The following is an 18,882-nucleotide window of genomic DNA, read 5'->3' on the forward strand; positions in this document are numbered from 1 at the left end:
AATAACGTTTGTTTCTTTGAATATCAGCTATTAAATTGTATTACAATAACATAATTATAGTATTTTTACTTATATTGGTGATCAGGATTATCAATTTACCATTGACTAAATTTTCAGACATTAATAGAATGATTAATTATACATAAGATTAACTTGTATTTACTACATAGAGATAAGGTGAAGAAATTGGAACAAGTTACATTTAAAAGATCGATGAAACAACGTCATTTAATGCTACTCAGTTTTGGTGGTGTCATAGGTACAGGTTTATTTTTAAGTTCTGGCTATACTTTGCAGCAAGCTGGACCTTTTGGAACAGTCTTGTCTTATGTAATGGGTTCATTACTCGTATACTTAGTCATGCTATGTCTTGGTCAACTTGCGATTAAGCATCCTGAGACAGGTGGTTTTCATATTTATGCAAAAGAATATATACATCCAGCAGTAGGTTATATCGTAGCTTGGTTTTATTGGTTGACATGGACTGTAGCATTAGGCTCAGAATTTACAGCAGTAGGCTTATTAATGCAAAAATGGTTTCCGAACATACCAGTTTATGTATTTGCAACACTGGCAATAATTTTAATTTTAATATTTAATATTATATCTACAAGATTTTATGCAGAAGTTGAATTTTATTTTTCATTAGTTAAAGTGCTTACGATTTTTATTTTTATTATTTTAGGTATTTTAGTTATTGTAGGATTGGCACATTATGACGGCTATCATGGTATTGAGACTATAACAAATCGTTATATGAATCCTACATTTCCGCATGGGTTAAGCTCTGTATTTCTAACAATGTTGGCTGTGAATTATGCATTTAGTGGTACGGAATTAATAGGTATCGCAGCAGGCGAAACGAAAAATCCTGAGCAAGTAATACCCAAAGCGATTAAAGCAACACTCTGGCGATTGATTATTTTCTTCATTGGAACGATGGTTATTATCTCTATATTGATTCCTAGTTATCAAGGTAAATCATTAGAAAGTCCATTTGTTGTTATTTTTCAAAAAATTGGAATACCTTATGCAGGTGATATCATGAATTTAGTAATTATCACTGCATTATTATCCGCAGCGAATTCTGGTTTGTATGCAGCGAGTCGTATGGTATGGAGTTTATCAAATGAAGGGTTGTTTCCTGCATGGTTCGGTCACTTGAATAAATTTAAAATGCCGATTAGAGCGACATTGTTCAGTATGTTAGGTGGGTTGTTGGCATTGATTTCAAGTGTTTATGCAGCAGATTCTTTGTATGTTGTACTTGTGTCTATTGCCGGATTAGCTGTAGTGATAGTTTGGATGAGTATTTGTGTTTCTTATTTTAATGCCAAACGTCGGGATAAATCATTAAAAGTTTCGCAATGGATTCCAGTGACTGGATTTTGTTTGTGCTTTGTTTCATGTATCGGTATGATATTTGATTCAAATCAGGCACCAGCATTGTATTTTGGAATACCTTTTGCAATTATTGCACTTATCTACTACTTTATTAAATTTAATAAGAAAGGAGCTGTTTAAATGCGATTAACAGATAAGATTAATACTACAAACACTCGTGCTATTGTATTAGATGGAGGTTTGGCTACTACTTTAGAACATGCAGGTTGTAATTTGAATTCAACATTATGGTCTAGTGAAGTATTAAGAAATCAACCGGATGAAATATATAATGCACATAAAAGTTTTGTGAATGCTGGTGCAGACATTTTATTGACGAGTACGTATCAAGCAAGTGTGGCTACTTTTTTAGATATTGGATTAACAAGAGATGAAATAGCGTCATTATATACAACTGCCGTAAATAAAATTAATGAAGCGACGACAACAGAACAAGTTGTTGTGGGTAGTTTGGGACCGTATGGATCATATTTAAGTGATGGTTCTGAGTATACGGGCAATTATATTTTAAATTCAAAAGAATATGAACGTTTTCACCAAGAGCGAATCTTAGCTTTGATCGATAGAGGTATACAAGATTTTGTTTTTGAAACCGTACCTAATTTTGATGAAATTAAAGCGATAGTGGAAAAAATTATTCCTAGTTTTCCTAATAGTACATTTTGGATATCGGTAACAGTCAACGACAATGGGAATTTATCAGATGGTACACCTATTGAAGATGTATGTAATTATATTGCTTTGCATGAAGCTCAAGTTCCAGTATTTGGTGTGAATTGCTCGAGCGTAAGCTCAGTAAATAAAGCACTGGAAAAGGGGTTGCAAGAATTACCTCAAACAATTGCTGTATACCCTAACGGTGGAGCAGTTTATGATGCCGAACATAAAGTTTGGAAAGATGATGGAGATAGTAGTGCGATATTGTCAAATATAGCTTCTTGGGTAGAAAAAGGTGTAAAAATCATCGGCGGTTGTTGTCAAACGACGCCGGAGGATATTAAATCTATAGCTCAATTAGTGAAAAATGTTAAATAAAAAAAGAGGTGAACCAGAATGCATTTTAGCTGGTTTACCTCTTTTATTTATTGGAATAACTATGCCATTTTATAACGTAATGAAAATTCTCTAAATGTAATAAAGCATTTTTTCTGTTCATCATATAATTTGAATTTTAAAGAGGATAAACTTTGTAACAATGTAATTGAAGTAGCATGATGTAAAGGTGTTACATTTTCATGTGTTGCTTCAAGTGCATAATTGGGAATTCTTGGGTTTAAGTGGTGAACATGATGATATCCAATGTTACCAGTTATCCACTGAATCACCTTAGGTAATTTGTAATATGAACTACCTTCAATTGCTGCTTTTACATAATCCCATTCAGAAGGTTCTTCAAAATAAGAATCTTCGAATGTGTGTTGTATATAAAACAACCATATACCAATCATCCCAGCAATAAAGACCATCGGTGCAAAAATAGCGAAAAATTGAGCTACGCCCAATAAATAAATAAAACTACCATATAATAAGATAAGGACAATATTATTTAACCAAGTGTTTAGTTTTTCACTTAATTTTGCATCTTTAGAATTGAAACGATTTGATATTAGAACTAAGAAAAATGGTCCTAACACAAACATAACTAAAGGATTTCGATATATTTTATAAATGCAACGTTTCATTTTCGAAGCATTTTTATATTCATTTACAGTCATGACCCAAATATCACCTATGCCACGTTTTTCTAAGTTACCACTGCCAGCATGGTGTATTAAATGTTCTCTACGCCATTTTCTATAGGGGAAGAACGTCAAGAAACCAGTGACATTTCCCAATAAATCATTATGCTTTTGCTTTTTAAGATAAGATCCATGGCAAGCATCATGAAAAATAATAAATGTTCTAATTAAAAATATTGATGCAAATATACTGCAAATAATTGTCAATGACCAATGGACTTGATATAACAATCCGCTTGCTATCAACAATGCAAACAACGGTAACAAAGTATTTATAATTTGTATTGTACTTTTCGTATAGCTTGTCTTTTCAAACGGTTTAACCATCTTGCGTAATAATTTCTTTTTTTCTTTTTCCATATTCACCATACTTTCTTTACTTTGTATTCAAATCAAAAGATTCATTTACAAAGCATTTAATCAATTGTATATAAAAACGAGTAGTATTACAAAAGATACTTGAATAAAAGTGTAAATTAACTGATTTATTTAAAAACATTTAACAATATTACTTGGGATTATAGAAGAAGACAAAAAAGAATACATTAATATTTAAAAAAATGTATATTTAATAATTTTGATAGTGATTTTTATTTTCTAAATAATTTAACACATTAAAATGGTGAATAATTAAAGAGTGCAATATAATTTAAATTTTTTAGCATAATTAGTTGTAATTTTCTGATAAAAGGAATATTATACAAACAAGCATTATCAAGATTTAATTTGGATATGGATATATTATTTAATTAAAGGCTTGAGAAAGGCGTGGTTAAGCAGTTTTAGTATTGGATTCAAAGGTATAATGACAGCAAGTATAACCATGAATTTTTACTTGCTATTCAATCTGAATATTACATTTTTATCCAAATTAATTGATTTTTTACATAAAAACAAAGGGGTATGTAAATCAATTTTTATGTTGATTGTGCTTTAAACCAAATGAATGGGAGCAATTTGTTATGTCGAATTCATTAAGTAGAGAATTGAGTAATAGACATATTCAACTGATTGCGATTGGTGGCGCTATCGGGACTGGTCTATTTTTAGGGGCTGGCCAGTCAATCAGTTTAACAGGTCCATCAATTCTACTGACTTACATTATTGTAGGTTTTGTATTATTTATGTTTATGCGTGCAATGGGAGAGTTGTTATTAGCGAATACGAAATATAAAACTTTTGCAGATATTGCGCATGATCAAATTAGTCCATTAGCAGGTTTTATGACTGGTTGGACATATTGGCTGACTTGGATTACATCAGGAATGGCAGAGATTACTGCAGTTGCTAAATATGTTGAATATTGGGTGCCAGATTTACCAAATTGGATTACTTCACTTGCCTGTATCTTATTGTTAATGTCATTTAATTTAACGAGTACAAAAATGTTTGGAGAACTAGAGTTTTGGTTCGCAATCATTAAAGTTTTAACGATTGTAGCACTAATTGTTATTGGTATAGTGATGATTACTTTTGCAATACAGACACCTTTTGGTACGACAGGACTTGGAAATATGGTAACAAAAGAAGGTTTTTTCCCTAATGGTATGAATGGATTTTTAATGTCCTTTCAGATGGTTGTTTTTTCATTTACTGGAATTGAAATACTAGGTATTACCGCTGGAGAAACAAAAAATCCGGAAAAGACAATACCGAAAGCTATTAATAGTGTACCAATAAGAATTTTAATATTTTATGTTGGGGCGTTAGTTGTGATGATGTCTATTATTCCTTGGCAAAACATTAAAGCAGACGATAGTCCGTTTGTTAGTTTGTTTGCGTTAATAGGCGTACCATTTGCTGCAGGTCTAATGAACTTTGTATTGTTAACTGCAGCATCTTCAGCATGTAACAGTGGTATATTTGCAAATAGTAGAATACTATTTGGATTGTCAGAAAAAGAGCAAACACATCCATTAATGATGAAAACAAACAAACGAGGTGTGCCATTCATCGCTATTATTGTGACATGTGCATTGTTATCCATTACAGTATTATTAAATTACTTTATACCTAATGCAACACAAGTATTTTTCTATGTAACTGCAATTTCAACGATTTTACTTGTTATTGTATGGATGTTTATTATGCATTCTTATGCAAAATATATTAAAGCAAATCCAAATGCACATAAAAAAAGTATATATAAATTGCCAGGTGGTGTGCATACTGCAAGATTAGTGCAACTATTCTTTGTTTTTGTACTTGTTGTACTGTTTGTGATGCCAGACACACGAATGGGTGTTGTGTTATCACCGATTTGGTTTATTATTTTAGGATTACTTTATTGGCGGTTACAAAAGTCAAACCAAAGTAGAGATTTAAAACAAAATATCCAACTATCCAATAAAGAAAACGGGTAGAGTATAACTACCATGAGCCAGAAATAGCGCTAAAAGTGTCTGAAGATACTCAATTAATGCTATTTCTGGCTTGTTTATATCAAGGAGGAAAATGATATGGTAGTAAATTATATTAAGAATGACAAAGGCGTCTATCAAACAATTGAAATTTTAATAAATGAACAACCTAGTACTGTCTTTAATTATTTAACTACGACAAAAGGTATTCAGCAGTGGTTTCCTCAATTATATGTAGAAAATCGTAGCGAACATGGGAATTTATATTTTCATATAGAAAACGACCAAGATTTAAAAATGGATATTTTGCAATTTGATGAACCTAAAACATTTGAGTTTACTTGGGATACAGGTACCGTGAGATTTCAGTTGGCTGAAAAACATAATCAAACTATATTGACATTAAAGGAATATTTACCTTATGAGTTTCCACATATTATTATTGATTTTTCAGGATGGCAGTATCAAATGGAGAGTTTAAAAAAACTGATTGAGCAAGGTGAAATAATTGAACAATCTGAATTTGACTTTGAATCAAATCAACAAGAAATTAAAGGGAAATTACGTTTGTGATCTTTTTGAGCTGAAATAGGGCATATTGCAATCGTTTAAACAAAATGAAAATAATACATTGTCTAATGTGAAAATAGCTAATACTAAATTAAATCAAATGTTTGTTAGTTTACTTTTAGTAGGTGAAAAGACAATCATATATTTCAAAAATTTATCAATTGAACGTATATAATAAAGCCCCTTATACTTATTATAAGTAAGAAGGAGCTTTATTATAGCTAAAGTGTTGTATTTACTTTTTTGATAATTGTTATGGTGTAAAGAAGCAATGTTTGTTATTGATCAATTCTTAGTTGCATTAGATTATCATTTTCGTCAAAGTATGCCACATAAGAGCCATCATTGGTAGCGTATTTTATATATGTGCCATGTTGGTCTTCGCCTTCCATTGTACCTTCATCGATAATTTCATTTGAAGTATGAGCCTTTTTAAATGTAGCTTTAGATACTGAATCGGGCTTAGTTAAGAATGAGAGACCTATGACTTCATTATCACTATTGTATTCAACAGTTGTATCGTAAACTTCTTTGGTATGGTCTAAGTTGTCGTTTTTAACATTTGTTTTCACTTTATAGCCATCAATCGTTACATTGTCATATTTAAGTGCTCGAACAAAGTTGTAATCTTGCGTGAATGAGGCATCGTAGGTAGTATATCCTTCATATTTATACCAAGGCGTTTCTGCTTTTAAATTCTTTCCAATTTCACTACTTTCTCCACCAGAACCACCTTCACCATGTCCCCATTTTTGTACTTTTTCAGCCGCTTGTACATTTTGAGTGTCGGTTGAAACATATGCGACAGAAGATCCTATAACAAGTGTCGATACTACGAAAGTTGCAGAAATAACTTTTCCAATTTTATACATAATAATCACTCCAGAATTATTGAATTTCGCTAAGCAAAGTGATTGAAGCACGTTAATGGAATAGAAACATTATTTGCAAATTAACTGCTAAATACTAGATTTGTATCTAAGTGTGGTATATCAAACAACTCAATCTTGATTAGTTTAACAAAGCTGTACAAGTTAAACTTTGAATAATCTGTAATTTAGCATAAAGGTGAACATGAAAAACGTGAAATGTTAAGGTGTATATTTACACCTTAATCATACACCTATTTTTAAGAATGTCAAAAGAACAACTATCATTTTTAGGCATAAAATATTAATAACTATAATTAAGAAAAAAGTGTTGAAAAGAGGAAAAAGGATATATAATCAATGAGTAATATTACACTTATAAATCTTTTTGTACACTCATAGTATACAAAAACGACGTTTTATACTATAATTAGATTAATAATAATGAATTTGTGCACTTGAGAAATACAATACGATTTCTGTAATATACAAGGGAGATAATTACTATGAAAAAGATTATGATTACTGGGGCATTAGGACAAATTGGAACGGAGCTTGTTGTGAAATGTAGAGCATTATACGGGAACGATAATGTGTTGGCAACCGATATTAGAGAACCAGAAGCTGAATCACCAATTATGAATGGACCTTTCGAAATTTTAGATGTTACAGACAAAACACGTATGTTTCAATTAGTTGAATCTTTTCAACCAGATACATTTATGCATATGGCAGCTTTACTTTCAGCAACGGCAGAACAAAATCCTTTATTTGCTTGGGAATTAAATATGGGTGGTTTAATGAATGCTTTAGAAGCAGCACGTGAATATCAATTACAATTCTTTACACCAAGTTCAATTGGAGCGTTTGGACCATCAACACCAAAAGTGAATACACCACAAGTTACAATTCAACGTCCAACTTCGATGTATGGCGTGAACAAGGTTGCAGGTGAATTGTTATGTCAATATTATTTTGATAAATTTAACGTTGATACACGCAGTGTAAGATTTCCAGGATTAATTTCACATATTAAAGAACCTGGCGGCGGTACAACAGATTATGCTGTTGATATATACTTTAAGGCTGTTCGTGAAGGACGTTACACGAGTTATATCGCAAAAGACACTTATATGGATATGATGTTTATGGACGATGCGATTGATGCAATTATTCAATTGATGGAAGCTGATGGCGTGAAATTAATCAATCGTAATGCATATAACTTAAGTGCAATGAGTATCGAACCTGAAATGGTTAAAGCGGCGATTCAAGAGTTTAAACCAGAATTCACTTTAGATTATGAAGTTGATCCTGTTCGCCAAAGCATTGCTGACAGTTGGCCAAATAGTATTGATGTAAGTTGTGCACGTGCTGAATGGGGCTTTAATCCAAAACATGATTTACAAAAAATGACTGAAATTATGCTAACAGCAATTCAAAAAAAGGAAAAAGTTAGCCAATAAAATAAGACTATATGTAATATAAGAAATTACTCAATCGTATGATAAAAGGCACTTTTACAATCATTCTAATATTGATTGGTACTATCATTTAGTTCTCTTGAATGTAGTCCATAGTTCAATCGTTAGAGTGATGGATGAAAGTGTCTTTTTTTAGTATTTATATTCTATACGCTTTAAAATATAAAAATTTAAAAGTCTTTTTCATTGACCTAGAGTTCACTCCAGGTTTTATTATTAAATTTAAAGAATATATTATAGGATATTCTATTGATTAAGTAATGGAGGAAATTAATATGATAAACGCAAAAGCTAGAGCGGTTAATGGTCCAGACACTGATTTTCATGCTACTGAAATAAAAAGACGAGACCTTGATAAACATGATGTATTGATTGAAATTAAATATGCAGGTATATGTCATTCTGATATACATACTGCACATGGAGAATGGGGCCCGGTTAATTACCCATTGGTGCCAGGTCATGAGATTGCAGGTATTGTAAAAGAAGTTGGTCCAGAAGTAAGTAAATATACAACCGATGACCGTGTTGGTGTAGGTTGTATGGTGGATTCATGTGGTGAATGTGAACATTGTCAAAATGGTGAAGAACAATACTGTTTAAAAGGTAATGTAGGCACATATGCCAGTACAGATAGATATGGAGAACCGACACAAGGTGGATATTCAACGCATATCGTTGTACATGAAGATTTTGTGTTACGTATTCCGGATAATATTGGTTTGGATGTTGCTGCACCATTACTTTGTGCAGGTATTACAACATATTCTCCACTAAATCATTGGAAAGCATATGAAGGTAAAAAAGTTGCAGTCATAGGTATGGGTGGACTTGGGCATATGGCAGTTCAAATCGCACATGCAATGGGTGCTGAGGTAACTGTTTTATCACAAACATTAAATAAAAAGGAAGACGGTTTAAAACTTGGCGCTAAACATTATTATGCTACAAGTGATGAAGCGACATTTGAGCAACTTGGAAGTTCATTTGACTTAATTATCAATACAGTAAGTGCTAATTTGAAATTAGATAATTATCTAAAATTACTAGCATTAGACGGCACAATCGTCAACGTTGGTGCGCCTGCAGAACCTATATCACTACGTGTTGCAAACTTAATTGGACATCGAAGATCGTTCGCGGGTTCAGCTATTGGTGGTATAAGAGAAACGCAAGAAATGTTAGATTTTTGTTCAAAACATGAAATTGAACCACAAATTGAATTGATAACTGCTGATCAAATTGATGAAGCGTATGAGAGAGTATTAGCTTCTGATGTTAAGTATCGATTCGTCATTGATACAAGCACAATGTAATCGATAATTCATTTATTGATTAACTTTGACACAGGTTGAGACATTTTTGATGTTTCAGCCTGTTCTTTTTTACTTTAAAACAAATTGACATAGCTGGATGTTTAAATATAAAATCGCTACACACAATTGAATTGATTTTCATTTATTAATAATTGATATATTTTAAATTTTTTGAAAATTATTGAACAGCGTATCTGCTATTGGTATAATTTAATATAAATACTTAAATGAGCCTTGGGAGGAAAAATCATGTCAGATAAAATTAAATTCGTACAACGTGAAAACTTAAAAGAAAAGCCGGATCCAAGTGATTTAGGATTTGGGAAATACTTCACTGATTATATGTTAAGTTTCGACTATGATATTGATCAGGGATGGCATGATTTAAAGATTGTGCCTTATGCCCCTATTGAAATTTCACCTGCAGCGCAAGTACTACATTATGGACAAGCAGTGTTTGAAGGATTAAAAGCATACAAACATAATGGAGAAGTTGATTTATTCCGACCATCTGAAAATTTTAAACGTATTAATCATTCATTAACTCGTTTAGATATGCCTGAAATTGATGAAGCGGTAGTATTAGATGGCTTAAAACAATTAGTAGATGTTGAAAGAGATTGGGTACCAGAAGGAGAAGGACAATCATTATATATTAGACCTTTTGTATTTGCTACCGAAGGAATCTTAGGTGTAAGACCTTCATATTCTTATAAATTACTTATTTTATTATCACCTTCAGGGTCATATTATGGTGGGGAATCATTACAACCTACTAAGATTTATGTAGAGGATGAATATGTCCGTGCTGTGCGTGGCGGTGTTGGACATGCTAAAGTAGCTGGTAACTATGCTGCAAGTCTACTTGCACAAACAAATGCTGCAGCGCAAGGCTACGATCAAGTATTATGGTTAGATGGTGTGGAACAAAAATATGTTGAAGAAGTTGGCAGCATGAACATTTTCTTCGTAGAGAATGGCAAACTTGTAACACCAGAATTAAATGGTAGTATCTTACCAGGTATTACGCGAAAAACTATTATTGAATTGGCCAAGAAATTAGGTTACGAAGTTGAAGAACGACGTGTATCAATTGATGAATTAATTGAAGCACATAATAGTGGAGCCTTAACAGAAGTATTTGGTACAGGTACAGCTGCTGTTATATCACCAGTTGGAAAACTAAAATATGAAGATACTGAAATTATCATTAATAATAATGAAACTGGCGAAGTAACACAAAAATTATATGAAAATTATATTGGTATCCAAAGCGGTAAATTAGATGATCCAGAAGGTTGGAGAGTTGTAGTTCCAAGATATTAATATGTAGTATTATACGAAGACTTGCTCGAGCAATAGATGCTCTAGGAAGTCTTTTTATAGTGTGAAAATAAAGGTGTTTAGATGAAATCGCTATTTTATAGTATTTCAATTTCAATATTTGTTTAAGTAATAGCAAATATATTAAAATAGTAAGCGTTAGTTGAAAGAGTTAAAATACGGGAGCTGTTAACTAGATGGAATGGATATTATTCGATAAAGATGGTACTTTAATATATTTTGATAAAAGCTGGATGAAAATAGGATTGCAATTAGTAGATGATTTTATGGAGACTTATAAATCGGATATTGCTGATATTAATCAAGCATATGAATCATTAGGCGTTATAGATGGAGAAATACAACCGGGGACGGTTATGGCGTCTGGTGCTTTGGATGAGATGATTTATGCATTTTGTGAGATTGCAGGACAAGATGTATCGAGATGGGCACAACAACGTAGTCAAACGTTAGTAGATCAACGTGTCCCTGAAAATGTACTTGTTGAAGGCATTGAGCAAACTTTAGACACATTAAAGCAACGAGGTTATAAATTAGGTATTGTAACAAGTGATTCTAAAGTGGGAGTAGATCAGTTTTTAGAAGTTACAAAATTTGATCACTTTTTTGATTTAATTATTTCAACTGAAGCAGACGCAGTAGAAAAACCGAATCCAGAAGTACTCAATCCATTATTCTATAGATATGATGTGAAACCAGAAAATGTAGCAATTGTAGGAGATAATGCGAATGATATCCAAACAGGTATCAATGCTAAACTTGGATTAAAAGTTGCTGTACTTACAGGTGTTGGATTGAAAGAGGAGCTGACCGAAGCTGATTATATCGTGGAAAATGCAACTGAAGTTACAACCTTATTAAATAGATAGGCGCATTACATAAATTATGTCATAATATACACAACGTATATTATGACTTTTTTTATTTATAATAGATTTAGCTGTAAGGGGTGTTAACATGATAGATGGTAAGTATGCAGATTATAAAGGTGAGACATATAAAGTAGTGGAAATTGTTAGTCACGAGGTGATGCTCGTAACAGAAGATGAAAGTGCAGTTGAACAAGGATTTGAAGCACAAACAGCTAATTATGTGAATCACACACTATATTTTAAACGTGTACGTAGAGACGAGTTAGATGAGTTATATGAGTTGTTTCAAGAAGCGCGTTATGAAGGTGCTATATTTGATTTATATCAAGATACAGAAGGTGCTTATTATATAGGGACCGAAGATGAAGATAAAGCAAGTACTTTTGGTTTATCTAAAACAGATGATGAATATTTTAGCAAATTTGTGGATGAAGCTGATATTGAGAAAATTATTTACCGAAGTCATATAGAATAAAACTGGCAAAGAGTGGATTTAAAGTGAGTTCAATTAAAATGTTTTTAAATATGATATTGGAAACATTGAGTAGAAGATAAAAATTATTGATTCAACAGTGTTATTAAGTCAGTTTTTTGCCACTCAAATAATGATATAGGCTGAGACATTAGTAATGTCCCAGCCTAGTTGGATTATATTATGCGCAATGTTTTGGTTTAACGTTGATCGACTTTACGATAAGCTTCAATAATATTACGTATTTTATCTATAATTGGATTTAAAGAATCTGGTGATTCATGTAAATCATATTCATTGATGTTTACACGAACGACAGGACACGCATTAAACTCATTTATCCAATCATCGTAGCGTTTAAAAAGTTTTTTCCAATAGTCATGATCTGTTTCAATTTCCATTTGACGTCCACGACGTTCGATACGTTCAATTACTTCGTCATAGTCACATTCTAAATAAATGAGAACATCCGGTTTAGGGAAATAAGGAGTCATAACCATGGCATTAAATAATTCTGAGTATGTACTGAAATCCTCAGGACTCATTGTACCTTGTTCTTCATGCATTTTAGCAAAAATGTCGACATCTTCATAAATTGAACGATCTTGAATAAAGCCACCACCATATTCAAACATGCGTTTTTGTTCTTTAAAACGTTCGGCTAAAAAATAGATTTGTAGATGGAAACTCCATCGTTCGAAATCACTGTAGAATTTATCTAAGTATGGATTTTGGTCAACATTTTCAAATGATGTTTTAAAGTTTAGTCGTTCTGCTAAAGCTGTTGTCAATGTAGATTTACCAACGCCAACTGTGCCTGCAATTGTAATGATGGCATCTTGAGGGATTCCATAGTTATTCATTATTTGTTCCTCCAATCAATGGTTCAATTAAGTTTAATATATATTGATAATGTTCATTATTATTTACGAAATCTAAATCTGTTGTATCGATGCGTATCACATGTTGTCCTTCTGCTTTTAAAGATTCATAATAGGCTTGATAATCGCGTTTTAAGTTGATTAAATAGTCATCTTCTATTTGATGCTCAAAGCTTCTATTGCGATGCGCAATACGTGATTTTAAGATATCTAATTTAGCATCTAAAAATATAATGACATTTGGCATTTCTAAATCTTCAGTTAAAATATCATATATTCTGGAAAATTTTTCGAATTCCTTATTAGTTAAAGTGTTATTCGCGAAAATCTTATTTTTATAGATATGGTAATCACTAACAATGCCAGAATGCATTTTAGCAATATCTTGAAATTGTTTATAACGATTACATAAAAAGAACATTTCTGTTTGAAAACTCCATTTTGAAATATCTTCGTAAAAATCCGAAAGAAAGGGATTTTCAGAAATGATTTCTTTTTCTTCGAAATAATTAAGTGACTGACTAAGTTTGTGTGCTAATGATGATTTGCCAACACCAATTGGCCCTTCAATAGCTATAAAAGGTTTTTTCATATATACCGCTCCAATGTTAAAATAGACAATAAGTATTGTACCATATATAGGGTGTGAGACACATGACAACTGATGAATATTATATGAATTTCGCAATTGAGGAAGCGAAAAAAGCAGGTGCTATCGGAGAGGTACCGATAGGGGCTGTTGTTGTGCACAATGATGAAATTATTGCTCGTGCACATAATTTGAGAGAAAAAGAACAAAATCCAACTGCTCATGCTGAGCACATAGCTATTGAAAGCGCAGCTAAGCAATTAGGTAGCTGGCGATTGGAAGATTGTACATTATACGTTACTTTAGAGCCTTGTGTAATGTGTGCAGGGGCGATTGTTATGAGTCGTATACCACGAGTGGTATATGGCGCGCAAGATCCAAAAGGCGGTTGTGCAGAAAGTTTAATGAATTTATTGCAAGAATCACGATTTAATCATAGGGCAAATGTTATATCAGGTGTATTAGCGGAACGTTGTAGTACAATTTTAAAACAATTTTTTAGTGATTTAAGAAAAAAGAAAAAAATAGACCAATCGGCGGATAATACAAATAGTTAAACTTTTGTTAGAATATAATTATGTTACAAAAGTATGTCTAAATATTATGGTGTGTGTTTAAATTTGTAGTAATGATAATAGAGGGAAATGAGGAAAATGAATGATAAATCTAATTGCAACTGATATGGACGGGACATTGTTAAATGCGGCACATGAAATATCAGAGGAAAATATTCAAGCGATTAAGTATGCACAGTCGTTAGGTATCACAGTTGTGATTGCTACGGGTAGAGCTTTTTATGAAGCCAATACACCTGTAAATCAAACCGATTTAAAGGTGCCGTATATATGCTTGAATGGTGCGGAAGTAAGAGACGAATCGTTTAATATTATGAGTACTTCGAATTTGAATCGTGAACTCATAAACCGTATTACAGAAGAATTGAACCGTGAAAATGTTTATTATCAAGTTTACACGAACTTAGGTATTTATACTGAAAATCCTCAAAGAGATTTAGATATCTATATCGATATTGCTGAACGTGCAGGTCAAAAGGCAGACGTTGAAAAAATCAAACAGGGGATTCAAAAGCGTATTGATAACGGTACGTTAAAAGTAGTAGAAAATTATGACAAGATTGAAAAAACACCAGGAGAAATTGTCATGAAGATACTAGCCTTTGATAGTGACTTAGATAAAATTGAACGTGTGAGTCGTAAATTAGCAGAATCAGGAAGTCTTGCTGTGTCTTCTTCATCAAGAGGCAATATTGAAATTACACATTCAGATGCACAAAAAGGCATAGCTTTATCTACTATTGCAGAACGACTTAACATAGATATGAAAAATGTCATGGCTATTGGTGATAATTTAAATGACGTTTCGATGTTAGAGCGCGTTGGGTATTCTGTAGCTATGGCAAATGCGACAGAAGAAGTGAAACAAGTGTCGAAATATGTAACTGAAACGAATGAACAAAGTGGTGTCGGTAAAGCCATTATGAAATTGATAAAAGAAAATAACGAGAAATAATATAGAGGTGAATGAATCAATGAAAGGTTTAATAATTGTAGGAAGTGCAAAAACAGGTTCCCATACTACAGCTTTAGCTCATTTTTTAAAAGGGCAATTTGAAGAGCATGAATTTGAAGCAGATATTTTTGATTTAGCAGAGCGTCCAATCCATCAATTAGATGTTTCTGGCGCTTCTAATCCTAGTGAGGATTATAAACAGAATTTAAAAGATTTACAGACTAAGGCAAGAGAAGCAGATTTCTTTGTATTAGGTACACCGAATTATCATGGTTCGTACTCAGGTATTTTAAAAAATGCATTAGACCATTTAACAATGGATGATTTTAAAATGAAACCAGTTGGGTTAATAGGTAATAGTGGCGGTATCGTAAGCTCTGAGCCATTATCACATTTAAGATTAATTGTCCGCACATTATTAGGCATTGCTGTGCCTACACAAATTGCTACACATGACACGGATTATAATAAATTAGAGAATGGTGCGCTTTATTTAGACAACAGTGAATTCCAATTAAGATCTAAGTTATTCGTTGATCAAATTATTTCATTTGTTAAGAATAGCCCGTATGAACATTTAAAATAAAATGAGATAAGCATTCAATGCTTGATAAATATAAAACACTTTCATTATACCCATTTCAACGATGGACTTTAACGGAAGTGTTTTTGTTTTTAAGGTAATGAACCATTATATAGTATAAATTTACTTAAGATGAATTGAGTGAAATTTTTTGGACTTAATTATTTTTGAGGATGGATTTAACAATATAGTGATACTGTTCAAGCGTTTGCTCTATTTTTTCTAAATTGATATTGCTTAAAATAATAAGGCGCTCATCCGTTTCATTACGAATTTTATTTAAATAACCAAGTGTAATTAAATTATTGAGTTGTACTGAAAAGGGCATATTGCGATTGAATAAGCTATGCTTTAATTCTGTTGAATCTAGCTTTGTTTTGTTAAGTTGCTTTAATTTTTCTAAAATGATTATTTCTGCAAATGTAAGTTTAAGATTTTGTTTAATAACTTTTTTGATTAATTTTCGTCTTTCTTCGTAGTTAATTAAGTTCATAAAGGCACCTCGTTAAAGATAATAGTTGTTATTGTAAAATAGTTAGTAACATTAATTTATCGATTAGAAGTATATTGTTTAAATTCTTGAGGGAAGCAACTATGGATTCTTTTAAAGTGTAAAAGATAATCTTGATGTGACTTAAAGTTGTATTTTTCCCAAATTTGTTCTGAAGATAGCCCTCTATACAATTCGCATGCTGAAGCATGTATTTTGCAACCTAAAATGTATTCAGATAAAGGACAGGACATAAAAGATGAAAATTCACGAGACAAGTAACTATAATTTAAGTAATAGCGTTTAGCGAACCACAGACAATTATGGTTATCGGTCGAGCATTGATTGATGTGTTTGACGATTGCTTCAATAATTGAAATATTAGATGTTATACAGTCAGTGGATTTAGTATGTACATCTATTTGAAATATGAGTTGGATTAATTGTCGCAAGTTATTTTGAATATTTGGAGCATTATTATCATTTGTATCTTCTATCACAGCATTAAAATATTGATTAAGTGAATTAGGTAATGGAATAGGCTGTTTTAATATATGCTCTGAATTTAAGATTTTAGTTATTTCATGATAATAAAAATTATTTAACGTTATACTCACTAATTTGCCACTAAAATCAATTAATTCAAAATTATCGTAATCATGAACCCAAAATACTTGGTGTGAATGATATTTTATTAAGTTTGTGTTGTTTAAAATTGTTAAGTTACCATCGATGACATAATAAATTTTTATAAAATATAGTTTACGCATACTTTTGGCTGGCTGTTCTTTAGTATTAAAATAATGTATTTGAAAATCAATGTTTGAAATGTCCTACTCACTCCCTTTTATATTATTTACTAAATTTATTAATTAAATTTTAATATGGAAGACGTATATTGAACATCAACAAAATTTAAAAAGTTCTATCTGTTTTTTTAATATTTAATGATTTTTTGTAATGCGGTGTAGTAATAATTAAGTAGAAAGTGTGAAAAAATTACTTTTAGTTAGTTTTTATTGAAAAATATAAAAAATATTTTGAGAACGGAAGTGCTAGATAAAATAGTTTTTACTTATATATTTAAGTAATCATGATTTTGAAGTTACATACTTGCTTGAGGGGGTTGGACTCAAGCCGGAGTCTCTCACTCATACTACTTTATCCGGGTATCAGTATTTTACAAAATAGACATTACATGTTTATTAATATAGAAAAAATAAGACGCCTCGTTTTAAGATGATCACTACACAATCTTAAAATGAGGTGCCTTATATATTTTATTATTTTAATGTAAACCACACATATTTCCGAAGTGTTTTGGTGAGATTCCTGAGAAAGCAATGCCAGTCAAAGAACAAGGCTAAGATACATGCTAGGGAAGAGAGACAACGATACGAAATTTCATAAATAAAAAAACCAGTAAATGAATATAAAAACTCATTTACTGGTAAATTTTCTAAGGTTTATGTCCTAGATTTTGTAATGCTTCATTATTATTTTCTATATTTGAGTTTAGCAAATGCATCATGTTGATGAATTGATTCTTCGTTACGACATTCAATATCAAATCCATCTAACCATTCAAAACCAACTAAATCTGCTGCAATTAAACGAATTAAATCTTCGACAAAACGAGGGTTTTCATAAGCACGTTCAGTAACGCTTTTCTCGTCTGGTCGTTTTAAAATAGGATAGAGTATTGAACTGGCATTCGCTTCCATCGCATCAAGAATAACATCTTTGAAGTCATCTGTTAGTTCAGCTTCTTTATTAAGATAAGCTTTTACAGTTACAATACCGCGTTGATTATGGGCAGAGTACTCACTAATTTCCTTTGAACATGGACATAATGTAGTGACTGCCGCTTCAATTGTGATTTCTTTACGTGTAACGTCTTTTTTATCAATAGCTATACCATACGTTACATCTGCATGACCTACAGCTTTGATTTGAGTTATCGGACTAAAACGATCAAAAAACCATTTTGCAGAGACATCTAATCCTGCTGCTGATTGATTCATACTTTCTTGCAAACTGCGTAACACGTGATATAACGTATCAAAGTTTAATTCGATACCATTTTGATAATGTTTTTCCACACTTTCCAAGATGCGGCTCATGTTAATGCCTTTTTCATCTTGGTTTAAGCTTGTTGAAAAACTGAAGTTTCCAGCAGTTTGGAAACGGTCGACATGAACAGGGTATACGAGGTTCTTAATACCTACCTCTTCAATTTCAAATAAAAAATCTTTGTGTGTACTTTGTAGGTCTTTCATTTTTTCTTTAACAGTTGGTTTCGTACCTTCGACAGGGTCGACAGAACCAAAGTGTTTCCATCGTCCCTCTCGTGTTGATAAGTCAAATTCAGTCATGCTA

At 31.9% G+C, this 18,882-nt stretch carries 19 protein-coding genes; 12 read left to right on the forward strand and 7 right to left on the reverse strand.

Annotated elements, in window-relative coordinates; genetic code table 11:
* The first annotated feature begins 213 nt into the window (after positions 1–213).
* Positions 214–1,524, forward strand: coding sequence for an amino acid permease (locus MHZ36_RS08260; RefSeq protein ID WP_481867130.1), 1,311 nt, complete (start codon positions 214–216; stop codon positions 1,522–1,524).
* Positions 1,525–2,439 (forward strand): homocysteine S-methyltransferase, encoded by a 915-nt coding sequence (gene mmuM, locus MHZ36_RS08265; protein WP_239231013.1) that lies wholly within the window; start codon positions 1,525–1,527, stop codon positions 2,437–2,439.
* Between the two features lie 59 nt (positions 2,440–2,498).
* Here mmuM and MHZ36_RS08270 read toward each other — a convergent pair whose 3' ends face one another.
* Positions 2,499–3,503, reverse strand: coding sequence for a fatty acid desaturase (locus tag MHZ36_RS08270; RefSeq protein WP_239231014.1), 1,005 nt, complete (start codon positions 3,501–3,503; stop codon positions 2,499–2,501).
* Between the two features lie 602 nt (positions 3,504–4,105).
* Between MHZ36_RS08270 and MHZ36_RS08275 the strand changes: the two genes are divergently transcribed.
* Positions 4,106–5,506, forward strand: a complete 1,401-nt coding sequence (locus MHZ36_RS08275) for an amino acid permease (protein WP_239231015.1) — start codon at positions 4,106–4,108, stop codon at positions 5,504–5,506.
* 96 nt (positions 5,507–5,602) lie between these two features.
* Positions 5,603–6,076, forward strand: a complete 474-nt coding sequence (locus tag MHZ36_RS08280) for an SRPBCC domain-containing protein (RefSeq protein ID WP_239231016.1) — start codon at positions 5,603–5,605, stop codon at positions 6,074–6,076.
* A gap of 275 nt (positions 6,077–6,351) precedes the next feature.
* Here MHZ36_RS08280 and isaB read toward each other — a convergent pair whose 3' ends face one another.
* On the reverse strand, positions 6,352–6,945 hold the full coding sequence (gene isaB / locus MHZ36_RS08285; protein ID WP_239231017.1) for an immunodominant staphylococcal antigen IsaB family protein: 594 nt from the start codon (positions 6,943–6,945) through the stop codon (positions 6,352–6,354).
* A gap of 503 nt (positions 6,946–7,448) precedes the next feature.
* Here isaB and MHZ36_RS08290 point away from each other — a divergent pair.
* The 5 genes from MHZ36_RS08290 to MHZ36_RS08310 all read left to right on the forward strand — a co-directional run bounded on the left by MHZ36_RS08290 (position 7,449) and on the right by MHZ36_RS08310 (position 12,433).
* Positions 7,449–8,408, forward strand: coding sequence for an NAD-dependent epimerase/dehydratase family protein (locus MHZ36_RS08290; protein WP_239231018.1), 960 nt, complete (start codon positions 7,449–7,451; stop codon positions 8,406–8,408).
* A gap of 293 nt (positions 8,409–8,701) precedes the next feature.
* A complete protein-coding gene (locus tag MHZ36_RS08295; RefSeq protein WP_239231019.1) occupies positions 8,702–9,742 on the forward strand; it encodes an NAD(P)-dependent alcohol dehydrogenase in 1,041 nt (346 codons plus the stop codon).
* Positions 9,743–9,991: 249 nt separating this feature from the next.
* The gene (locus MHZ36_RS08300) at positions 9,992–11,068 is read left to right on the forward strand and encodes a branched-chain amino acid aminotransferase (protein ID WP_239231020.1); all 1,077 of its coding nucleotides are present in this window, start codon (positions 9,992–9,994) and stop codon (positions 11,066–11,068) included.
* Between the two features lie 194 nt (positions 11,069–11,262).
* Positions 11,263–11,955 carry an HAD family hydrolase gene (locus tag MHZ36_RS08305; protein WP_239231021.1) on the forward strand — a complete coding sequence of 231 codons (693 nt, stop codon included), beginning with the start codon at positions 11,263–11,265 and terminating at the stop codon, positions 11,953–11,955.
* An 88-nt stretch (positions 11,956–12,043) separates the two neighbouring features.
* Positions 12,044–12,433, forward strand: a complete 390-nt coding sequence (locus MHZ36_RS08310; protein WP_239231022.1) for a hypothetical protein — start codon at positions 12,044–12,046, stop codon at positions 12,431–12,433.
* A 197-nt stretch (positions 12,434–12,630) separates the two neighbouring features.
* On the opposite strand, the gene MHZ36_RS08315 is transcribed toward MHZ36_RS08310, so the two are convergent.
* Both MHZ36_RS08315 and MHZ36_RS08320 read right to left on the reverse strand, forming a co-directional pair.
* Entirely contained in the window at positions 12,631–13,293 is a 663-nt protein-coding gene (locus MHZ36_RS08315) for a deoxynucleoside kinase (protein ID WP_239231023.1), read from the reverse strand.
* Positions 13,286–13,903 carry a deoxynucleoside kinase gene (locus tag MHZ36_RS08320; RefSeq protein WP_239231024.1) on the reverse strand — a complete coding sequence of 206 codons (618 nt, stop codon included), beginning with the start codon at positions 13,901–13,903 and terminating at the stop codon, positions 13,286–13,288. The genes MHZ36_RS08315 and MHZ36_RS08320 overlap by 8 nt, the downstream gene beginning before the upstream one ends.
* Before the next feature lie 62 nt (positions 13,904–13,965).
* Here MHZ36_RS08320 and tadA point away from each other — a divergent pair, with 62 nt between their 5' ends.
* The 3 genes from tadA (at position 13,966) to MHZ36_RS08335 (ending at position 16,016) form a co-directional block, all read left to right on the forward strand.
* Entirely contained in the window at positions 13,966–14,457 is a 492-nt protein-coding gene (tadA, locus tag MHZ36_RS08325; protein WP_239231025.1) for a tRNA adenosine(34) deaminase TadA, read from the forward strand.
* 100 nt (positions 14,458–14,557) lie between these two features.
* A complete protein-coding gene (locus tag MHZ36_RS08330; RefSeq protein WP_239231026.1) occupies positions 14,558–15,430 on the forward strand; it encodes a Cof-type HAD-IIB family hydrolase in 873 nt (290 codons plus the stop codon).
* A gap of 19 nt (positions 15,431–15,449) precedes the next feature.
* Positions 15,450–16,016 (forward strand): NADPH-dependent FMN reductase, encoded by a 567-nt coding sequence (locus MHZ36_RS08335; RefSeq protein ID WP_239231027.1) that lies wholly within the window; start codon positions 15,450–15,452, stop codon positions 16,014–16,016.
* 154 nt (positions 16,017–16,170) lie between these two features.
* On the opposite strand, the gene MHZ36_RS08340 is transcribed toward MHZ36_RS08335, so the two are convergent.
* The 3 genes from MHZ36_RS08340 to folE2 all read right to left on the reverse strand — a co-directional run bounded on the left by MHZ36_RS08340 (position 16,171) and on the right by folE2 (position 18,878).
* Positions 16,171–16,506: a transcriptional regulator, SarA/Rot family gene (locus MHZ36_RS08340; protein ID WP_239231028.1), complete on the reverse strand. Its 336-nt coding sequence runs from the start codon at positions 16,504–16,506 to the stop codon at positions 16,171–16,173.
* A 56-nt stretch (positions 16,507–16,562) separates the two neighbouring features.
* The gene (locus MHZ36_RS08345; RefSeq protein WP_239231029.1) at positions 16,563–17,120 is read right to left on the reverse strand and encodes a helix-turn-helix transcriptional regulator; all 558 of its coding nucleotides are present in this window, start codon (positions 17,118–17,120) and stop codon (positions 16,563–16,565) included.
* A gap of 879 nt (positions 17,121–17,999) precedes the next feature.
* Complete coding sequence (gene folE2 / locus MHZ36_RS08350) at positions 18,000–18,878, reverse strand: GTP cyclohydrolase FolE2 (protein ID WP_239231030.1); 879 nt, start codon at positions 18,876–18,878, stop codon at positions 18,000–18,002.
* Positions 18,879–18,882 lie beyond the last annotated feature (4 nt).

The sequence above is a fragment of the Staphylococcus sp. ACRSN genome, assembly GCF_022346615.1.
Taxonomy (GTDB): Bacteria; Bacillota; Bacilli; order Staphylococcales; family Staphylococcaceae; genus Staphylococcus.

Excerpts from the sequence above, each read along its gene's own strand:
- MHZ36_RS08300 (WP_239231020.1), top strand. The coding sequence starts at position 9,992 with ATGTCAGATAAAATTAAATTCGTACAACGTGAAAACTTAAAAGAAAAG.
- MHZ36_RS08340 (WP_239231028.1), bottom strand. The coding sequence starts at position 16,506 with ATGAACTTAATTAACTACGAAGAAAGACGAAAATTAATCAAAAAAGTT.
- MHZ36_RS08330 (WP_239231026.1), top strand. The coding sequence starts at position 14,558 with ATGATAAATCTAATTGCAACTGATATGGACGGGACATTGTTAAATGCG.
- MHZ36_RS08270 (WP_239231014.1), bottom strand. The coding sequence starts at position 3,503 with ATGGAAAAAGAAAAAAAGAAATTATTACGCAAGATGGTTAAACCGTTT.
- folE2 (WP_239231030.1), bottom strand. The coding sequence starts at position 18,878 with ATGACTGAATTTGACTTATCAACACGAGAGGGACGATGGAAACACTTT.
- MHZ36_RS08280 (WP_239231016.1), top strand. The coding sequence starts at position 5,603 with ATGGTAGTAAATTATATTAAGAATGACAAAGGCGTCTATCAAACAATT.
- MHZ36_RS08320 (WP_239231024.1), bottom strand. The coding sequence starts at position 13,903 with ATGAAAAAACCTTTTATAGCTATTGAAGGGCCAATTGGTGTTGGCAAA.
- MHZ36_RS08290 (WP_239231018.1), top strand. The coding sequence starts at position 7,449 with ATGAAAAAGATTATGATTACTGGGGCATTAGGACAAATTGGAACGGAG.
- MHZ36_RS08275 (WP_239231015.1), top strand. The coding sequence starts at position 4,106 with ATGTCGAATTCATTAAGTAGAGAATTGAGTAATAGACATATTCAACTG.
- MHZ36_RS08295 (WP_239231019.1), top strand. The coding sequence starts at position 8,702 with ATGATAAACGCAAAAGCTAGAGCGGTTAATGGTCCAGACACTGATTTT.
- isaB (WP_239231017.1), bottom strand. The coding sequence starts at position 6,945 with ATGTATAAAATTGGAAAAGTTATTTCTGCAACTTTCGTAGTATCGACA.
- MHZ36_RS08315 (WP_239231023.1), bottom strand. The coding sequence starts at position 13,293 with ATGAATAACTATGGAATCCCTCAAGATGCCATCATTACAATTGCAGGC.
- mmuM (WP_239231013.1), top strand. The coding sequence starts at position 1,525 with ATGCGATTAACAGATAAGATTAATACTACAAACACTCGTGCTATTGTA.
- tadA (WP_239231025.1), top strand. The coding sequence starts at position 13,966 with ATGACAACTGATGAATATTATATGAATTTCGCAATTGAGGAAGCGAAA.
- MHZ36_RS08260 (WP_481867130.1), top strand. The coding sequence starts at position 214 with ATGAAACAACGTCATTTAATGCTACTCAGTTTTGGTGGTGTCATAGGT.
- MHZ36_RS08310 (WP_239231022.1), top strand. The coding sequence starts at position 12,044 with ATGATAGATGGTAAGTATGCAGATTATAAAGGTGAGACATATAAAGTA.
- MHZ36_RS08335 (WP_239231027.1), top strand. The coding sequence starts at position 15,450 with ATGAAAGGTTTAATAATTGTAGGAAGTGCAAAAACAGGTTCCCATACT.
- MHZ36_RS08305 (WP_239231021.1), top strand. The coding sequence starts at position 11,263 with ATGGAATGGATATTATTCGATAAAGATGGTACTTTAATATATTTTGAT.